The sequence below is a fragment of the Bulleidia sp. HCP3S3_C9 genome, from assembly GCF_052064035.1.
Taxonomy (GTDB): Bacteria; Bacillota_I; Bacilli_A; order Erysipelotrichales; family Erysipelotrichaceae; genus Bulleidia.
Genome location: NZ_JBQHWJ010000001.1, coordinates 38,656 through 56,184 on the forward strand (window position 1 = coordinate 38,656; position 17,529 = coordinate 56,184).

Sequence of the window (17,529 nt, forward strand, 5' to 3'; positions counted from 1 at the left end):
ATTTACAAGGTTAAAATAATTAAAGAAATCAGTTATAAGTTCTAACTGGAAGAACTAACTGGATCACGCTGTCATCATCTAGATTTTTAAGAATAAATGGCTTCATTTCACCAGTGAATTCAATGATGATTTCATCATCTTTTAAAGCTTTAGCGGCATCCATTACATAGTTTCCAGAAAAAGAAATATTCAATGGATCACCTGTCCATTCAGCATTTAATACTTCTCTTGATTCACCAATTTCCTGTGATTTGTTTGTAATCACAACTTCATCTACAGAACACTGCAGTTTATTGATTGTCATATTATCATTCTTGATGAATGTTGTACGGTCAATTGCCTTGATCAGATCCTGACGATTCATCTTTAAAGTATATGAGAATGATGAAGGAATCAAACGATCTGTTTCTGGATATCCACCATCTAATAATCTTGATTGTAAGATCATATCATCAATAACAAATTGTACTTTCTTATTATTCTGATAAATAGAAATTGTATCATTGCTTGTTAACATTGTTGTTTTCACTTCATTTAATGATTTAGAAGGAATTGTAATGTTAAATGAATGAGATGTTTCTAAATGAAGCACTTTCTTTGCTAAACGATATGAGTCAGTCGCTGTAATGACCAATTCATTTTCATTCAGCTTAAAGTTAACACCTGTTAATACAGGTCTAGTTTCTTTTAAGCTGGCCGCAAATGCCGTTTCTTCAATAATAGAAGCTAATTCACTCTGCTTCATAACAATAGGTTCTTCTGGTAAAGAGAAATCAATCTTTGGATAATCATAGACGTTCATGCCATTGATCTTAAATACTGCAGAAGCACCAGAGAATCTTGTTAAAGATCCATCAATGATTTCTACCTGTACATTTTCACTGTCGATCTTCTTAACGATATCTAATACATACTTAGAATCAATTAAGATGGATCCTTCTTCTGTAATGTTTAAATTGTTATCTTCATTCTTTTGAATTGTTTTCTGAATTGAAATATCAGAATCACTGCCAGTGAGAATCAAGGAATCATTTTTTGCTTCAATTTTGATACCTCTTAAACTTGCCTGCGGTGAATTTGAGAATACTGCGTGGGATACGATAGATAATGCATTGGATAATTCATTTTTATTAATGTTGAAGTTCATAAGCCTTCCTCCCTGTTATGTATATTTATTAATAATAAGTTTATTGTTATTAAGAGTGTGGAAATTGTGGAAAACTCTAAATTTCAGCTTAATAACAATAAAATTTTAGCATTTTCGTGTGTTGATATAAAGTGGATAAAATTGTGGAAACTATAATAGCTGCTTCTCTATTTCATCAATTGCATTCTTAAATGCAGTATCTTTCTGAAGCTGCTTTTCTACTTTTGTACAAGCAGAAATGATTGTTGAGTGATCTCTTCCACCAAATTCATCACCAATCTTAATATATGGAATGTCAAGCAGTTTTCTGCATAGATAGATTGATATCTGTCTAGCATTGCTGATATTCTTTGTACGTGTTTTAGATGTAATCTGTTGTCTTGTCAAACCATAATAGTCCGCAACGACTTTAATGATTTTCTTAGGAGATAAACCAGTTTTATCAGAAACAACAGCCTGGTTTTTCAATGCATTCATGACAGTCTCAAATTTAATGCATCCGCCATCCGGCTGAAATTCAATTGCATAGAATAAAACACGATTCCAAGCCCCTTCTAGATCTCTAACATTGCCAGAAAAATTAGATGCGATATAAGCCAATCCTTCTTGATCAACATCATCGATTCCATATCCATTCTGCTTGATTTTACTTTGTAGAATCGCAAGAGATGTTTCAAATTCAGGGGAATCAATGCCTACAGATAAACCAGAAGAAAATCTAGATATCAGACGACCTTCCAGACCTTTGATTTCACGAGGCTGACGATCAGAAGCAATACAAACCTGTTTCTTGTTATTTACAAGCTCGTTATAAATCGTAAAGAAGATTTCATGTGATTTTTCTTTTCCTGCCAGGAATTGAATATCATCGACAAGCAATAAATCAACGTTATACATATAATGTTTGAATTCTTCAATACGATTATCACGTATTGCATTGACTACCGTTTCTACAAACTTCAAAGATTCAGTATAGTACACCTTCTTTGATGGATCGTTCTTTAATACATAATTGGCAATAGACATCAATAAATGTGTTTTACCAAGTCCTGAGTTACCATAAATAAATAATGGATTAAAGAATTTACCAGGATTCAAAGCACAAGCTAAAGCAGCAGCCTGTGATTCTTTATTACAGTCACCAACGATAAAGTTATCGAATGTACGATCCTTTTGAATGGGCATAGATTGAAAATCAATGTCGTTGTATGAAGGAACTGGTGTAAGAATCGATTTTTCATCTGGTAGTTCATGTTCCTGATAGACTTCAAGAATGATCGTATGATCTAAATGAAGTACATCAATAAAACAAGGTACAATGACATCTGACTGACTTTGTAATATCTGTTTAGAGATAATATTAGGTGCAACCAGGATTGCTTTGTCCGTAGTTAATTGATGCAGCGAACAAGGCTTATAAAAGTTATTGATAATTTCGGAATCAACATTCTGATTCGTATGCATGTAATCGAGAACTTTATTCCAAACATCTAAAAGATATTGATCTTTTGTAAAATTCATATAAAAAACTCCAAAATATTTCTTAATAGCTTATATATTCTAATTCTAAAATTGTGGAAAAGATATAAATAATTGTGGATAATTTTTTTATTCACAATTTATGCACATGTAAAATAATGCATAAAATAAAGGAAATAATGACTTTTCCACAATTTTCAACAAAATTCAAATGTTGATTAATTGTGGAATAATAATCAACAGTGTGGAAAAATCAGAAAATTGTTGAAAATTAGAAAAAACCTCAAAATAATACACAATAATCAACAACTAAATAATGGCTTATTTATTACAAAATATGAGTTTTCCACAATTTTCCACAATTGTGGAAAACTGTAATTGTGGATGTGGGGATTAGCTGTGGAAAACTGTTTTTAAAAAATTTGATAAAACTTTAAATTCTGGCATAAATATCATGTATTTTACATATTGTCGATATTGTTGATAAAAAAAGACTTCATATAATGCAGTAAAAGTAATAAACAATTGTGGAAAAAAATGAGAATGGCCGTTAATTTAAGCAACAATAATAAAAAAGGTAATAATATCGATTCACAGAAGAACTGATAATATTACCTTTCCCTTTTCATGATTTTGAATGTCCGGTTCAAAAAATAAAAGGAGTTTAACATGAATAATGATAACATATTTATCAAATAAATTTTAAGCATGATTGATGATGAATGTCTAAGTCATTATTATATTTTTTTATTATCTTTCCTTCAAAGCTTTGCAAGCCCATAAAAAAACCACTGTTTTGTAACAGTGGTCATTTTCTTATTCACCCATTGTATCGTCAGACATATCTTCGATTTCTTCAGGTTCTTCATCTGGAACATACTTGATAACAAGATGTCTATTTGTTCCTTCCCCTTCAGATTCCGTAGAAATGTTATGCCAGTCATTTAATGTCTGATGAATCACTTTACGTTCATCATTAGGCATTGGATCAAGTTCTACATTTACATGAGATCTTTGAACCTGTTTGGCAATTCTTTTACCCATTGCTCTTAATTTGTAATAACGTTCATCTTTGTAATGATTTACGTCAATCAATACATCGATTCTCTTCTTGAATTCAGCATTCACTGCAGCTCTTACTACAGTATTGAAAGCAGATAATGTCTTACCCATCTTACCAATCAATACAGCGTTGTTATCAGCATTTAAGTTAATGATGAATCCATCATTCTTTTCTTCCAGTGCAACTTCAATATCTAAATCAATACCAGTAAAGAAGTCTCCAAGATAATCAAAGATAAATTCCTTTACATCTTCCATTGAAAATACATTCGCTGTAATAGATTTACCAATACCTAATACACCATCTTTTTCTTCTAAGATTGTGTATGAGAGATTTTCAACAGAACAACCCTTTTCTTCTGCAGCCTGTTCTAAGATTTCTTCAATTGTTTTAGCGGAATAAGAAGTCATTATCTTGCTCCTTTCTTATTTGCATTGTTTTTATCAATAATCTTTTGAACAACTAAAGTCTTAATAATATTAACCAATGAGTTAATAGCCCAGTATAGAGCCATAGCACTTGGCCACATCAAACCAAACATCATGATCATTGCCATCAGATAGATCTGCATGAACTTCATTGACTTGTTTTCAGGAATATCAGGTCTTCTATGATGTTTTGCTGCTTCAGCTTCAGCCTTCTTCTTCTGAATCATCTGAGGAAGCTTCATTGATAAGAACTGACATACTGCCATGAAGATAAATAGTAATAAATACATCCATCCAGCTGCATCACCCTTCAATGCACCCTGGATACCTGTTAATGGAGTAGAATCCATCTTCATTCCTAAGAATGAACCAGTTTGAACAGCTTCACTTCTCTGAACAGCCATATACATAGCCATTAAGATTGGGAACTGAATAAATGTAACTAATAATGTACCAGTTGGAGAAATATTGTACTTCTTGTATAGTGCCTGCATTTCAGCAGCTTGACGCATCTTAGAAGTATCATCATCTCTTCCTTCATATTTACGCTGAATCTTTTCAAGTTCAGGCTGGATCAATTGCATCTGTTGTGTCGCAATTGTTGATTTATAAGTAGCTAAAGCAACAATACCATTAACTAAGATTGTAATTGCGATGATAGCTCCACCAACTGTAATCTTAGGAGCTAAAATATTGATTAGCTTACTTAATGGATATACGAAGATTGCGCTGAACCAGTTTTCATCAGCCATAATGCTTGAGAATGTAGTATCGTTTGTGATTAAAATAATATTGTTATTGGCATCTCTTGGAACGGTACAACCTACTGTCATAACCACAAATAACATGAGGCAAGACCACTTCAAGATTTTTTTCATGCGGGGACTTAATTTCATTACCCTTCTCCTTATTCATTTAACTACAACATTGTAGCTTTATTAAATAGTTTTTCCAAGCTATTTTTATTTGTAAGATAATCGTTTTCTTTATATCCAAATCTTACAATAATGACAGCGTCGTATTTGCATGTTTCAAAGTCAATTAGATTCTGACACATCATACGAACCTGTCTTTTCAATTTGTTTCTTACTACCGCATTTCCTATCTTTTTAGACAGTGTAATTCCAATACGATTCATTTCTTCTTTTTTAGGTCGATAGTATAAAGCATATTGATGATTTGTAACTTTTTTTCCAGTATGAATCAATTCCTGGAATTCTTGAGATTTCTTGACACGGTTTATTTTTTTCATATGAAAACCTCAAAATTGAAAAAAAACCACCTTGTCGGCGGTTTAAGCAGATAAGACCTTTCTTCCCTTAGCACGTCTTCTTGCAAGGACCTTACGTCCGCCGACTGTTGCCATACGGGCCCTAAAGCCATGAGTGGCTTTGTTCTTTTTCTTGCTTGGTTGGTATGTTCTCTTCATTCATGCCACCTCCATTCATAAATTTTTCTACATGTTATAGAAAACAAACGCTATAAAATAATATCTTTTGTGTAGATAATTGTCAATAAACAACAGAAAAAGAATCTATGAATTTTCACAGATTCTTTGATATCATTTTTCAATACTGTAATATTCTTCAAATGTATAGTTTGGATCATTCAACTCAACACCCTTATTATAGATAGCATTTGCGACATCTACACCGACATATCTATAATGCCAAGGTTCAAAATTAACACCTGTAATACTTTCTTTTCCTTCAGGATATCTTTGAATAAATCCATACTCATGTGCATGTGCAAATAGCCATTGACCAGCTGGTGTATCTTTAAATGAAACTGTGTTATTGATATTTGTTGGATTATCTGTGAAATCAAGTGCTAGACCAGTCTGATGTTCATTGTAGCCAGCCAGGAAACCATTTGCCTTTGCATATTCTTCTCCATTCATAGAAATAATATCCATTGCACGTTCTTCGATTTCTTTGTAATTCATATATCCACTTGTTACTGTCAATGAAATACCTTCACTTTCCGCAGCAGCTTTCATCTGTTTTGCCATTTCACCAGCTTCCGCATTTACTTGAATGACATCAGTTGTACTGTTCAGATAAGGTGTAGCTAAATTTGCAGGAACATAATCTTTACTCAATGCATGCTGGAAATCAACAAGAAGCTGGAAAGAATTTAAATCCGTTAATTCCGCAGGTAATTGATTTTCTGTAACAGAAGTAGATGGTTCAAGTGTTGGAACCAGTGTTGGTTTTGCGGCTTTTTTAATTTCTTCTCTATTTTTGTATGCATACATACTTAAAAATAACAAAGAAATGGATAAAACAAGCAATACAGAAAGGATGATAATAATCGTCGTTTTTTTCTTGGATTTCTGCTGCTTTTTTTCTTCTTTTTCAATTGCTTCATGAATCTTTAGATCAGCAGCTGTTTTTTCCAATTCTCTAAAAACATCATCAACTTTCTTTTCTTCCATCAATTCTTTTGAATCAGGAATATTATCAAATAATGATGTAGAAGTATTCGGTCTAACGATCTTATCATTTATTGTATTATCATCTGTTCCATTCTCTAATTCAAAATCAATATCAGGAAATGGTGCTTTTTTACTTTCAATTTTTATATTTTTCAATTCTTTTTCAAATGTATCTTCTTTATTTGCCATAAAACCATTTTATATGGAAAACAAGAAAAAGAGAAATCATTTCACAAGATTTTCAGATTTTGAAGGAAAATGCGCTATAATTTAAAGCTAAGTTTTGTATAATTTACGAAGAGGTGAAAGAAATGCAAATTATTATTTATCTTATCTTAGTATTAATGATTGTTAGAATGTTTCTAATGAGTAAAAGAACAAATAAAAGTAAAAAATTAATTGATGTAGTTAATTCTGTTGGTGATAAAGTAGAATTCTTTGAAAATATGAAGCAGTTTGAAGAAGAAATGAAGGATGATAATGAATTTTTAAATAAGGGAAGAGTTATTCATCTTTGGGGGTTAGCTTTCCATAATGAATTTGAAGAATTTGATGAAGTAATGAATTCTATTGATGTAGATCGAATGATGACACATGAAAAAGATGGTTCTGTAAAAATTACAGAAAATGAAGATGCGTTCTTTTATTTATACTTAGGAATTCCAAATATTCTTGAAAAAGATGGAAAGCCTGACTATAGAAGAAAGCTGAATGAAAAGATGGACCAGTATAAAGATATTTTAAAAAATCAGCTTGTACGTGTAGAAGCTGAAGCTATTAATCAATTCTATGAAAAAGAAGGTGATCAGGGATTAGCTTTCTATGAATCTTTATTAGCTGGTGATTATAGTCAATATCAATATTCCAAATCTTTAATTGGTTTATATAAGAACATTGCAAATGCAACAGCAGCAGTCATCTATAAAGAAAATGATCAAACTGAAAAGTATGAGGAATGTAAACCAATGCTGGAAAATTTCGCAAAGAGTGGTATTGGTGAAAGATGGATGAAACAGCTTGGTCTAGAAGTGAGTGCTCCAGTAGAAGAAGAGGAATTTGATAACATCGAAGAAAAAGAGGAGGATCAATGAAATTAATTGTAGGTTTGGGAAATCCTGGAAAAGAATATGAAAATACAAGACATAATTCTGGCTTTTTAGCTATGGATCGTCTTTTAGATAAATGTAATGTTGCTTCCACAACAAAAAAATGGAATGCATTGATTGCAAATGTTAAAGTGGATGGTGAATCTGTATTATTGATGAAACCACTCACATATATGAATGAATCAGGAAATGCGGTTATTCAGGCTGTAAATTATTATCATATTGACCCATCAGATATTCTAGTTATGCATGATGATATGGATTTGCCTACAGGATCAGTAAGAATTCGTAAGAATGGATCAGCAGGTGGTCAAAAAGGAATGAAATCTATTATTGCGCATGTAGGTACAACAGATATTCCTAGAATTCGTATTGGTGTAGGACATTCTGATAAAGGAAATCATAAATTAGTACCTGACTGGGTATTATCTCCAGTTCCAAAAAGTGAAAAAGCTGATTTTGACAATGCATTGCAGAATAGTGCAGATGCGGCATATGCATGGATTACACAGCCTATGGATAAAGTCATGAATCAGTACAATATTAAAAAGTAATATGTCAAACAATAAAATGCCTCAATGGCTTTTAAAACAGTTAGAAGATAATCCGGCAGTATCATTGTTAGATAAAAATCTATCTGATCTGCCATTAACTTCTACGATCCAGGAAGCTCTTGTCATTGCAACTTCATACAAGCATCGACCAAGATCTATTCTTGTGGTAAAAAAGAATTTGTATCAAGCACAGCGTCTATATGAAAGAATTTCTTCTTTCCTCGAAGATGATGAATGTGCTCTTTTTGCGTCGAATGAGTCATTACGTGTAGAAGCAATTGCATCTTCTCCTGAAATGAGTGCAATCAAAGTTGAAACAATGTCTTCTTTACTGGAAAATCCACATCAGGTCGTTGTGACTTGTCCAAGTGCTTTACTTCGTTTCCTGCCATCTTCTGAAAACTTTAAAGACTGTATTATCAATATTAAAGTAGGGGAAGAAATGGATATGGATCAATTGAAAATAAAATTGATTCATGGAGGTTATTCTCAAACTTCCCATGTCGATCAGCCTCTTTCTTTTGCGGCTAGAGGTGGAATTGTTGATGTGTATTCCATTAACTATGATCATCCAATTCGTATTGAATTTTTTGATACTGAAATTGACAGTATTCGTTTCTTTGATGAAGGCAGTCAAAAAACAATCAAACAGGTAAAAGAAGTTAAGATTGTTCCAGCATCAGATGTACTTTTTACAGATGCAGAAATTGAAGAAATCAAAACGAAAGCAGCTGCTTTATTAGAAAATAATGCAAATCCTGAAATTGAAGCAGATTTAGATGCACTGGAAAATCATATTTTTGAAAAACGAATGTACCCATATACTGCTTTATTAGATCATGCAAGTGGAATATGGGAATATATGGATACACCAGTCATCATTCTTTCAGATCCATCTGAAGTAACTGCTTCTATTAAACATTTCTTAGAAGATTCCATACAATATGTGCAAGAAATGGTTCAGGAAGGAAAGATGCTTCCAAAGTATTCTTTATTTCATGAATATTCTAGAATTGCATTAGATTGTAAAAGAATCAAAGAAGATCCATTCATTGATAATATTTCTAATATTCATGAAGTAAATATTCCAAATGAAACATTAGATGTTCGCTTAAAGATGATCAATACACCAGAAAAGAATGTCTTGGCTTTAAATGAAAAAGAAATTGAACGAGTCATTCATACATGTATGGAAGAACATATTCCATATCAGATGATTGATGCTGAAAGTGAAATCAAAGATGGTATCAATATTTATCTTGCAGACTATATGCAAGGATTTCAGATAGGGGATCATTTTCATGTCTATACAGCAAGTGAAATCTTTGAAATTCATCATCATCGTGGAAGATATGAAAATAAGTTTAGAAATGCTGAAGTTCTGCATCACTATGAAGATCTTTCACCAGGAGACTATATCGTTCATGCAACGTATGGTGTAGGACAGTACGTAGGAATTGAAACAAGAGAATTCCAAGGTGTAAAAAGAGATTTTATTAAAGTTATATATCGTGGAAATGCAGAATTACTTGTTCCATTAGAACAGTTCAAACTTGTACGTAAGTTTGTATCTCGTGAAGGTGTTGTTCCTAGATTAAATAAACTCGGCAGTGGGGACTGGGAAAAGACAAAAAAGAGATTACAGGAAAACGTTGCACATATTGCGGATCGTTTAATATCTTTATATGCAAATAGAGAAACACATATTGGTCATGCATTTTCAAAAGATACACCTGATCAGAAAATTTTTGAAGATGCGTTTATGTTTGAATTAACACCAGATCAGAAAAAAGCAGTGAAAGATATTAAAAAAGATATGGAAAGTGATAAACCAATGGATCGACTTGTATGCGGTGATGTTGGTTTTGGTAAAACAGAAGTATCTGTCATTGCTTCTTTTAAAGCTGTCAGTGATAACAAACAGGTTGCGATGCTATGTCCAACAACAATCCTGGCAGAACAGCACTACAAGACATTTACAAAGCGATATAAAGGATATCCTGTTGAAATACGTGTATTGAATCGTTTTGTATCACAAAGTGAAGTGAAGAAAACGTTAAAAGATCTTGAAGAAGGCAGAGTTGATATTGTTATTGGAACACATCGTTTATTAAGTAAAGATATTAAGTTTAAAGATCTTGGTCTTTTAATCATTGATGAAGAACAGCGTTTTGGTGTGGAACATAAAGAAAGAATCAAGGAAATGAAAAATGGAATTGATGTATTGACACTCAGTGCAACGCCAATTCCACGTACATTACAGATGTCTCTTGTTGGAATTCGTCAATTGTCTCAATTAGAAACACCTCCAATGAATCGTTATTCTGTTCAGACATATGTTGTTGAAAAGAATGATGGATTAATTCAGAATGCGATTGAAAAAGAATTGAGTCGAAATGGACAGGTTTTCTATTTATATAACAACATCGAACAAATCTATAACCGTGTCAGAAAACTGCAGCACTTACTTCCAGAAGCAAGAATTGGCTGTGTTCATGGACAGATGGAAAGAGAAGAAATAGAAGATATTATGCTTCAATTTAACCAGCATGAAATTGATGTTCTTGTCTGTACAACAATCGTTGAAAATGGAATTGATGTTCCAAATGCAAATACAATTCTGATTGAAGATGCACAAAACTTTGGTTTAGCACAAATCTATCAGATCAAGGGAAGAGTTGGCAGAAGTGATCGACTTGCCTATGCATATTTAATGATTCCAGAACGACATCAATTAACAGAAATCGCGCAAAAGAGATTAACTGCAGTCAAAGAATTTGCATCTCTTGGCTCAGGCTATAAGATTGCGATGCGAGATTTAACAATTCGAGGTGCAGGGGATCTATTAGGACCATCTCAATCAGGTTTTATTGATACGGTTGGTATTGATATGTATATTGAGATGCTGGAAGAAGCAATTGAAGCCAAAAAGAGTGGAAAAGAAATTGTCCATGAAGAAGTAAAACCTAATCCTAGTATTTCAAAATCCAGCTACATTCCAAATGGGTTTACAAATGATGATTTTGATAAACTGGATATGTATCAAAAGCTAGATAAACTAGATAGCAAGGAACAATTAAAAGCATATCGCAGTGAAATTGAAGATCAGTATGGAAAACTTCCAAAGGAAGTCAGATCTTTATTTGAAAAGAAAGAGTTAGATATTGCATTGAAAGAGGCAATTGTGCAATCTTATCGAGAAGTAAAGAATCAAATGGAAATTACATTCTCTTCTTTATATTCGCAGCATGTTGATGGTGTGAAATTGTTTGAATCTTTCACTAAAATTTCAAAAGATATCACAATTCGATATGCAAATCAGTGTATTATAGTGTTACTGCCAAAGGGTAAAAATGATTTAAAAATGGCTGTAGAATGCATTGAAAAGGCAAAGGAATCTGTACATGAGAATCGATAAGTTTTTAAAAGTATCAAGAATATTAAAAAGAAGAACAGTATCAAAAGAACTGGCATTGAATCAAAGAATTGAAATCAACGGTAAAGTTGTAAAACCATCACATGAAGTACTAGTTGGGGATATTGTTGGCGTAACATTTGGAAGCCGTAAAATGGAAGTTCGTGTTTTATCGATTCAGGAAGTAAAGAGGAAGCAGGAAGCTTCTGATATGTATGAAATTGTATCGCAATCATTTGTAGAGAAAGAAGAAAGGAACGAGTAGTATATGGCAAAGAAATTAAAGAAAAAAATTAAAAAGAATTCATATTCTATTTTTCGCAAAGTAATGACTGTTGTTTTAATACCTGTTTCTATTTACATGATTTATACAGTTGTTATTGAGTGTATGACAACTGTGAAATTGCATCAGCAGCTGGCTGAAGTGCAGGCAAAGCTGCAAGAAGTGAAAGACGAGAATACATATCTCACACAACAAAAAGAAAAGCTGCAGGATCCTGATTATGTTGAATCTTATGCAAGAGGCAACTATCAATTATCCAAGGATGGAGAACAGATTTTCTACCTTCCAGAGAAGAATAAATAACATATGAACATAGATACATACATTACAGATAAGATTGAAAAAGAGATTAAGTCTTCTCACACAAAAGCAGTGAGTTATGAAAATACACATAACATTCTGACAATTACAGGGATTGCTTTAAGTGCGTGTGCTGCTGGTGTATTAGCAGTTGGTGCATCTACAGGAATCAATTTAGGAATATTGATTGCTTCTGTTTCGTGTTCACTTGTTTCTTGTGCAACGCTGCTTGTAGATCGTATCTATGACTTTGAAAAGAAATCGATTGTTGCGGAGAACAAATCCAAAAGTTTAGAAAAAGAAAAAACATGCTTTCAGCTGAAAGCTGGAATTTATAAGAGTGAAAGTGAATCTATTTTTGTAGAAAGATGTGAAGATCTTTTGAAGTGAAAAATTATGAATGAATTTAAAGTAATTAGAAATGCACATATATATGCACCTGAAGATGCAGGAATCCAGGATGTATTGATCTGTAACGATAAAATGATTGATATACAGCCAAATCTTGTATTTTCATATGATCATGAAGAAATTGATGCAAGCGGAAAGTATTTGATTCCTGGGTTTATTGATCAGCATGTACATATTATTGGTGGCGGGGGAGAAAATGGTTTTTCTTCCTTGATACGTGAAATCCAGATGACAGACTGTATCCAGTATGGAGTAACAACAGTCATTGGTCTTCTTGGTACAGATGCACATGTGAAATCTATTGAACAATTGGTTGCGAAAACAAAAGCATTGAGAGAACAAGGGATGAGTGCTTATTGTTTAACAGGTTCCTATGCAATTCCTACAACAACTCTAACTGGTTCTATTGGAAAAGATATTGCATTTATTGATGAAATCATTGGTGTAAAGGTTGCAATCAGTGATCATCGTTCTAGTGCTCCTTTAAAGCAGGAACTTGCTAGAATGGCAACGGAATGCAGAACTGCAGGATTGCTTGCAAATAAACCTGGTGTTGTTCATATGCATACTGGAAAAGGAAAAGATGGATATAAGAAAATCTTGGAAATCGTAGAGGAAACGGATATTCCGATTACACAATTCAGACCAACACATGTTGCGAACCAATATGAAGATGCATTAGCTTTTGCTTCGAAGGGTGGATATATTGATTTTACAGCAGATGAAAAAACACCATCTTTACTAAAGAAAACATTAGAGAGCGTTCCATTGAAGCAGATTACATTATCATCAGATGCAAATGGATCATTTCCAATCTGGGATGAGAATTTAAATATCATTGGTATGGGTGTTGGTAAAATGGAATCATTATATGCATCTATCCGTTCATTGATTCTAGAAGAACATGTAGATATTTCTACAGCGATTTCTATCATTACCAAGAATGTTGCAGATGCATTACTTTTAAAACAAAAGGGAAGTATCGAAAAAGGAAAAGATGCGGATATTGTACTCTTAGATACTGATTTGAATGTAACGGATGTATTTGCATTAGGAAAACAGGTCGTTAAAGAAAAAGCAATTGTTGCGAAAAATTATTATCAGTATTGATAAAAGGAGAACTTCCTATGGAAACAGGTGTTGTCTTGCTGTTTGTTATTATCATGATGTGTATGATGGTATGTATGAATTTATTTTCTCACTATCATGATCATAATGATTCCAGCAATATTGAAGTACAGGAAATGTATGGCAAACCCGTGAAAAGTTTATTCATTTCTACTGAAGTATTTTCATTTCATCAGGCAACTGAAGTAACAGATGAAAATGATCAGGTTGTTTATTATTCCAATAGCAAATTTCTTTCTTTTGTGGATGATACAACAGTGTTTGATGCACAAGGAAATGAAATATCTAATATCACGAGAAAGATGTTTTCTTTCCATGGAAGACATTATATTGCAATGCATGATGGAATGCGTTTTGAATTAAGCAACGAATTATTTCATCTGATGAAAGATATTACAAATATTGAAGGATTAGGATGGAAGATAACAGGTAATGTTTTAAGACTGAATTTCTTATTGAGTGATGAGAATGATCATCCGATTGCTTATGTATGCCAAAAAGCATTCTCACTCCATGATAAATATTCTATTGATATTTATGATGTGTCCAAAGAAAAAGAAATCATTACAATTGTGATTGCATTACAGCATATGATAAGAAATCGAAATGCCAGCAGCAATGCATCAGCTTCATCATCAGCATCATAAAAAGGGGCTTCATTCGAAGTCCCTTTTCAATAGAGAATTAATTAGTCTAAATCTTCACCCTGGGAAGCAATACACTTCTTATACCAGAAGAAGGAGTCTTTTCTACTTCTAGAGAAGTCACCAGTTCCATCATCATGTCTATTAACAAAGATGAAACCATATCTCTTATACATTTCACCTGTACCTGCAGATACAAGATCAATTGGACCCCAAGTTGTATAACCAATTAAGTTTACATGATCCTTTTCAATGGCATCTTTCATAGCCTTTACATGATCTCTTAAGTAATCAATTCTATAAGAGTCATGGATAGAACCATCTTCTTCAACCTTATCAATCATACCCATACCATTTTCAACGATCATCAATGGTACGTTTGGATATCTTCCGGCAAGTTCATTTAATGTATAACGTAGTCCAAGTGGGTCAATCTGCCATCCCCATGGAGTTGCTTCAAGATATGGATTCTTGCATCCTAAGAATACATTTCCTTTTGCTAATTCATCTTCATGTGTTGTTACACAGTTTGTCATGTAGTAAGAGAAAGTGTACATGTCAACAACACCTTCTTTTAAGATCTTCTTATCTTCTTCATTATCCATGAAAGATGTATCAGTAACACCTTGTTCTTTCATGAATGATTCTGCAAAGAATGGATATTCACCTCTTACCATGACATCACCACAGAAGTTATTCATACGGTCATCAGACTGTAAATTCTTGAATTGATCTTTTGGATCAGGTGTTAAACCATAAGAAGACATATGAGCAATCATTAAACCAATCATGAAATCAGGATTGATCTTATGTCCTTCAATGACTGTCTTTGCACTTGCAACAAATTCATTGTGCAATGCTTCAAAACGCTTCTGAGGGTTATCAATGAGCTGATCAACTGGACGCTGCGCTGTATTATCTAGATCTTCCTGACATACATATCCAACGCCATTATATGCACCACCACCAGGCATTAAGCCACAGTTGATTTCATTAAATGTGAGCCAGTACTTAACTTTATCTTTATATCTTTCAAAGCAAGTTGTAGCGTATTTAACAAATAAATCAATGACTCTACGGTCAGCAAAACCATGATACTTTGTAACAATTCCCCAAGGAATTTCATAGTGTGATAATGTAACTAATGGTTCAATACCATATTTCTTACATTCATCAAATACTTCATCATAGAATTTTAAGCCAGCTTCATTTGGCTGTTCATCATCACCATTTGGATAAATTCTAGACCAGTTGATAGATAGTCTAAATACAGTCCATCCCATTTCTGCAAATAATGCGATGTCTTCTTTAAAGTGATGATAAAAATCAATTGCTTCATGAGAAGGATAATAAACACCTTCTTCAATCACAGGAGAGAACATTCTAGGTGTAGAAACGTTACCTCCTTTTAACATGTCAGCGCAGGATAATCCTTTGCCATCTGTAAGATAAGCACCTTCGCACTGATTTGCTGCGACTGCGCCACCCCATAAAAAACTTTTTGGAAATGCCATATATATTTCCCCATCCTTTCAATATCTATTTTATACAAATTGAAAACGCATTCAAAGAGCATTGCTTTAAGTTTGACCACAAATTATAATTGTAAAGAATTGAGGGGTAAAAAATGCGTAAAGAAAGTGTAAAAGGTTCTGTAGATTTATTACATGGACCTATCTTAAAGAATCTGATTATATTCATGATTCCTATTTTTATTTCAAACTGTTTCCAGCAATTGTATAACGCAGTAGATACGGCAATCGTTGGACATGTTCTTGGAGAAAATTCATTGGCAGCAGTAGGAGCAACTGCTTCTATCTTTGAATTGCTTGTTGGTTTTTCAATGAGCTTAGGTGCTGGTTTTTCAATTGTAATTGCTAGAGCGTTTGGCTCTGGTGAAACACATAAGATGAAAAAAGCAGTTGCTGGATCCATTGAAATTGGTGTTTTCACAACGTTAATATTAACAATCTTATCCATGTTTTTATTAAAACCATTGCTTGTATTAATTGACACACCGCAGGAAATCATGGATCAGGCATTGGCTTATATTTCAGTGATTGGCTACTTTGTATTTGTAATGTTTGCCTATAATCTTTGTTCCGGTATTTTAAGATCGATTGGCAACTCTTTTATGCCACTTGTATTCCTGGTGTTTTCTTCAATATTGAATATCTTTTTAGACTATGCATGTATGGCATGGTTCAATATGGGCGTTGCAGGTGCAGCAATTGCGACTGTTATTTCCCAGGGAATCAGTGCAGTGCTTTGTATCATTTATATGATTACAAAAGTGAAAGAAGTGGTTCCACAAAAAGAAGACTTTGCATGGGATAGTGAAATGATGAAAGACCTGGCAGGACAGGGATATGCAATGGCACTAATGGGATCTATTGTATCTGTTGGCAGTATTATCTTACAGTCCGGTATTAATGGTTTAGGAACGAAGATTATTGCAGGTCACGTTGCAGCTAGAAAAGTATATGCATTAATGAATCTTCCGTTTATTTCTATTGGTGTTGCTTTATCTACATTTATTGGACAGAATAAGGGTAGTAATCAAGGTGAAAGAATCTTACGCGCAATGAAGGATGCTTATCTATTTGATGTTGTATTTGCGGCAGTTTGTTCTTTAATTCTCTGGTTTGGTGCACCTAGTCTAATTCATTTGATTTCTGGAAGTAATGATCCAACAATTATAGGAAATGGTTCAAAGTTCCTATATGTTGTTGGTCCATTCTATGCGATATTAGGTATGCTCATGCAGACAAGATTTGCTTTACAAGGACTTGGTTCAAAAATCCTGCCTTTATTTTCATCTGTGATTGAATGTGTTGGCAAGATCTTATTTACAATGTTTTTGATTCCTATGTTCCAGTATAATGCCGTTATCTGGTGTGAACCAATTATCTGGTGTTTGATGTTAATTGAATTACTCATCAGTTTTGAATGTAATTCTTATATCAAGGATGTAAAAAAACAAATGAAGCTGAAAGTGTAGGTCATCTGACTTACATTTTTTATTATCTGAATGCATATTTGTTTGCGTATATTCATATTCAAAAATAAAATATAAAAAATACTAGACATACAGAATAATATGCATATACTATAAATGAACATTGTTCAGCTTG

Annotated in this window: 17 protein-coding genes; 9 read left to right on the top strand and 8 right to left on the bottom strand. The window is 33.1% G+C overall.

Annotation, left to right across the window (positions count from 1 at the left end; genetic code table 11):
- Window positions 1–28: 28 nt before the first annotated feature.
- The 7 genes from dnaN to ACTND6_RS00240 form a co-directional block, all read right to left on the bottom strand.
- Window positions 29–1,147, bottom strand: coding sequence for a DNA polymerase III subunit beta (dnaN, locus tag ACTND6_RS00210; protein WP_441020834.1), 1,119 nt, complete (start codon window positions 1,145–1,147; stop codon window positions 29–31).
- A gap of 150 nt (window positions 1,148–1,297) precedes the next feature.
- Window positions 1,298–2,668, bottom strand: coding sequence for a chromosomal replication initiator protein DnaA (dnaA, locus tag ACTND6_RS00215; protein ID WP_441020836.1), 1,371 nt, complete (start codon window positions 2,666–2,668; stop codon window positions 1,298–1,300).
- A gap of 774 nt (window positions 2,669–3,442) precedes the next feature.
- Window positions 3,443–4,099, bottom strand: a complete 657-nt coding sequence (gene jag / locus ACTND6_RS00220; protein ID WP_441020838.1) for an RNA-binding cell elongation regulator Jag/EloR — start codon at window positions 4,097–4,099, stop codon at window positions 3,443–3,445.
- Window positions 4,099–5,013 carry a YidC/Oxa1 family membrane protein insertase gene (locus ACTND6_RS00225; RefSeq protein WP_441020840.1) on the bottom strand — a complete coding sequence of 305 codons (915 nt, stop codon included), beginning with the start codon at window positions 5,011–5,013 and terminating at the stop codon, window positions 4,099–4,101. Before ACTND6_RS00225 ends, jag begins: the two co-directional genes overlap by 1 nt.
- Before the next feature lie 23 nt (window positions 5,014–5,036).
- Window positions 5,037–5,369 (bottom strand): ribonuclease P protein component, encoded by a 333-nt coding sequence (rnpA, locus tag ACTND6_RS00230; protein WP_441020842.1) that lies wholly within the window; start codon window positions 5,367–5,369, stop codon window positions 5,037–5,039.
- Window positions 5,370–5,411: 42 nt separating this feature from the next.
- Window positions 5,412–5,546, bottom strand: a complete 135-nt coding sequence (gene rpmH / locus ACTND6_RS00235; RefSeq protein WP_178175578.1) for a 50S ribosomal protein L34 — start codon at window positions 5,544–5,546, stop codon at window positions 5,412–5,414.
- Between the two features lie 132 nt (window positions 5,547–5,678).
- Window positions 5,679–6,743: a M15 family metallopeptidase gene (locus ACTND6_RS00240; RefSeq protein ID WP_441020844.1), complete on the bottom strand. Its 1,065-nt coding sequence runs from the start codon at window positions 6,741–6,743 to the stop codon at window positions 5,679–5,681.
- Window positions 6,744–6,865: 122 nt separating this feature from the next.
- Between ACTND6_RS00240 and ACTND6_RS00245 the strand changes: the two genes are divergently transcribed.
- Genes ACTND6_RS00245 through ACTND6_RS00280 form a run of 8 tightly spaced genes read left to right on the top strand, consistent with a single transcriptional unit; the run spans window position 6,866 to window position 14,398 of the window.
- Window positions 6,866–7,645 (top strand): hypothetical protein, encoded by a 780-nt coding sequence (locus ACTND6_RS00245; protein WP_441020846.1) that lies wholly within the window; start codon window positions 6,866–6,868, stop codon window positions 7,643–7,645.
- The gene (pth, locus tag ACTND6_RS00250; protein ID WP_441020848.1) at window positions 7,642–8,214 is read left to right on the top strand and encodes an aminoacyl-tRNA hydrolase; all 573 of its coding nucleotides are present in this window, start codon (window positions 7,642–7,644) and stop codon (window positions 8,212–8,214) included. Before ACTND6_RS00245 ends, pth begins: the two co-directional genes overlap by 4 nt.
- Before the next feature lies 1 nt (window position 8,215).
- Complete coding sequence (gene mfd / locus ACTND6_RS00255) at window positions 8,216–11,632, top strand: transcription-repair coupling factor (protein ID WP_441020850.1); 3,417 nt, start codon at window positions 8,216–8,218, stop codon at window positions 11,630–11,632.
- Complete coding sequence (locus ACTND6_RS00260) at window positions 11,619–11,894, top strand: S4 domain-containing protein (protein ID WP_178175582.1); 276 nt, start codon at window positions 11,619–11,621, stop codon at window positions 11,892–11,894. Before mfd ends, ACTND6_RS00260 begins: the two co-directional genes overlap by 14 nt.
- 3 nt (window positions 11,895–11,897) lie before the next feature.
- Complete coding sequence (locus tag ACTND6_RS00265) at window positions 11,898–12,215, top strand: septum formation initiator family protein (protein WP_178175583.1); 318 nt, start codon at window positions 11,898–11,900, stop codon at window positions 12,213–12,215.
- Window positions 12,216–12,218: 3 nt separating this feature from the next.
- The gene (locus ACTND6_RS00270) at window positions 12,219–12,602 is read left to right on the top strand and encodes an SLATT domain-containing protein (protein WP_441020853.1); all 384 of its coding nucleotides are present in this window, start codon (window positions 12,219–12,221) and stop codon (window positions 12,600–12,602) included.
- 6 nt (window positions 12,603–12,608) lie between these two features.
- Window positions 12,609–13,733: a beta-aspartyl-peptidase gene (gene iadA, locus ACTND6_RS00275; RefSeq protein WP_441020855.1), complete on the top strand. Its 1,125-nt coding sequence runs from the start codon at window positions 12,609–12,611 to the stop codon at window positions 13,731–13,733.
- A gap of 17 nt (window positions 13,734–13,750) precedes the next feature.
- Entirely contained in the window at window positions 13,751–14,398 is a 648-nt protein-coding gene (locus ACTND6_RS00280; RefSeq protein WP_441020857.1) for an LURP-one-related/scramblase family protein, read from the top strand.
- A 41-nt stretch (window positions 14,399–14,439) separates the two neighbouring features.
- Here the strand turns inward: ACTND6_RS00280 and ACTND6_RS00285 are convergent, their stop codons facing one another.
- Complete coding sequence (locus tag ACTND6_RS00285; protein WP_178175587.1) at window positions 14,440–15,909, bottom strand: family 1 glycosylhydrolase; 1,470 nt, start codon at window positions 15,907–15,909, stop codon at window positions 14,440–14,442.
- Window positions 15,910–16,022: 113 nt separating this feature from the next.
- Here ACTND6_RS00285 and ACTND6_RS00290 point away from each other — a divergent pair, with 113 nt between their 5' ends.
- Complete coding sequence (locus ACTND6_RS00290; RefSeq protein WP_441020859.1) at window positions 16,023–17,396, top strand: MATE family efflux transporter; 1,374 nt, start codon at window positions 16,023–16,025, stop codon at window positions 17,394–17,396.
- Window positions 17,397–17,529 lie beyond the last annotated feature (133 nt).

Excerpts from the sequence above, each read along its gene's own strand:
- ACTND6_RS00245 (WP_441020846.1), top strand. The coding sequence starts at position 6,866 with ATGCAAATTATTATTTATCTTATCTTAGTATTAATGATTGTTAGAATG.
- ACTND6_RS00280 (WP_441020857.1), top strand. The coding sequence starts at position 13,751 with ATGGAAACAGGTGTTGTCTTGCTGTTTGTTATTATCATGATGTGTATG.
- ACTND6_RS00260 (WP_178175582.1), top strand. The coding sequence starts at position 11,619 with ATGAGAATCGATAAGTTTTTAAAAGTATCAAGAATATTAAAAAGAAGA.
- ACTND6_RS00290 (WP_441020859.1), top strand. The coding sequence starts at position 16,023 with ATGCGTAAAGAAAGTGTAAAAGGTTCTGTAGATTTATTACATGGACCT.
- rnpA (WP_441020842.1), bottom strand. The coding sequence starts at position 5,369 with ATGAAAAAAATAAACCGTGTCAAGAAATCTCAAGAATTCCAGGAATTG.
- ACTND6_RS00225 (WP_441020840.1), bottom strand. The coding sequence starts at position 5,013 with ATGAAATTAAGTCCCCGCATGAAAAAAATCTTGAAGTGGTCTTGCCTC.
- jag (WP_441020838.1), bottom strand. The coding sequence starts at position 4,099 with ATGACTTCTTATTCCGCTAAAACAATTGAAGAAATCTTAGAACAGGCT.
- iadA (WP_441020855.1), top strand. The coding sequence starts at position 12,609 with ATGAATGAATTTAAAGTAATTAGAAATGCACATATATATGCACCTGAA.
- mfd (WP_441020850.1), top strand. The coding sequence starts at position 8,216 with ATGTCAAACAATAAAATGCCTCAATGGCTTTTAAAACAGTTAGAAGAT.
- dnaA (WP_441020836.1), bottom strand. The coding sequence starts at position 2,668 with ATGAATTTTACAAAAGATCAATATCTTTTAGATGTTTGGAATAAAGTT.
- pth (WP_441020848.1), top strand. The coding sequence starts at position 7,642 with ATGAAATTAATTGTAGGTTTGGGAAATCCTGGAAAAGAATATGAAAAT.
- ACTND6_RS00285 (WP_178175587.1), bottom strand. The coding sequence starts at position 15,909 with ATGGCATTTCCAAAAAGTTTTTTATGGGGTGGCGCAGTCGCAGCAAAT.
- dnaN (WP_441020834.1), bottom strand. The coding sequence starts at position 1,147 with ATGAACTTCAACATTAATAAAAATGAATTATCCAATGCATTATCTATC.
- ACTND6_RS00265 (WP_178175583.1), top strand. The coding sequence starts at position 11,898 with ATGGCAAAGAAATTAAAGAAAAAAATTAAAAAGAATTCATATTCTATT.
- ACTND6_RS00270 (WP_441020853.1), top strand. The coding sequence starts at position 12,219 with ATGAACATAGATACATACATTACAGATAAGATTGAAAAAGAGATTAAG.
- ACTND6_RS00240 (WP_441020844.1), bottom strand. The coding sequence starts at position 6,743 with ATGGCAAATAAAGAAGATACATTTGAAAAAGAATTGAAAAATATAAAA.
- rpmH (WP_178175578.1), bottom strand. The coding sequence starts at position 5,546 with ATGAAGAGAACATACCAACCAAGCAAGAAAAAGAACAAAGCCACTCAT.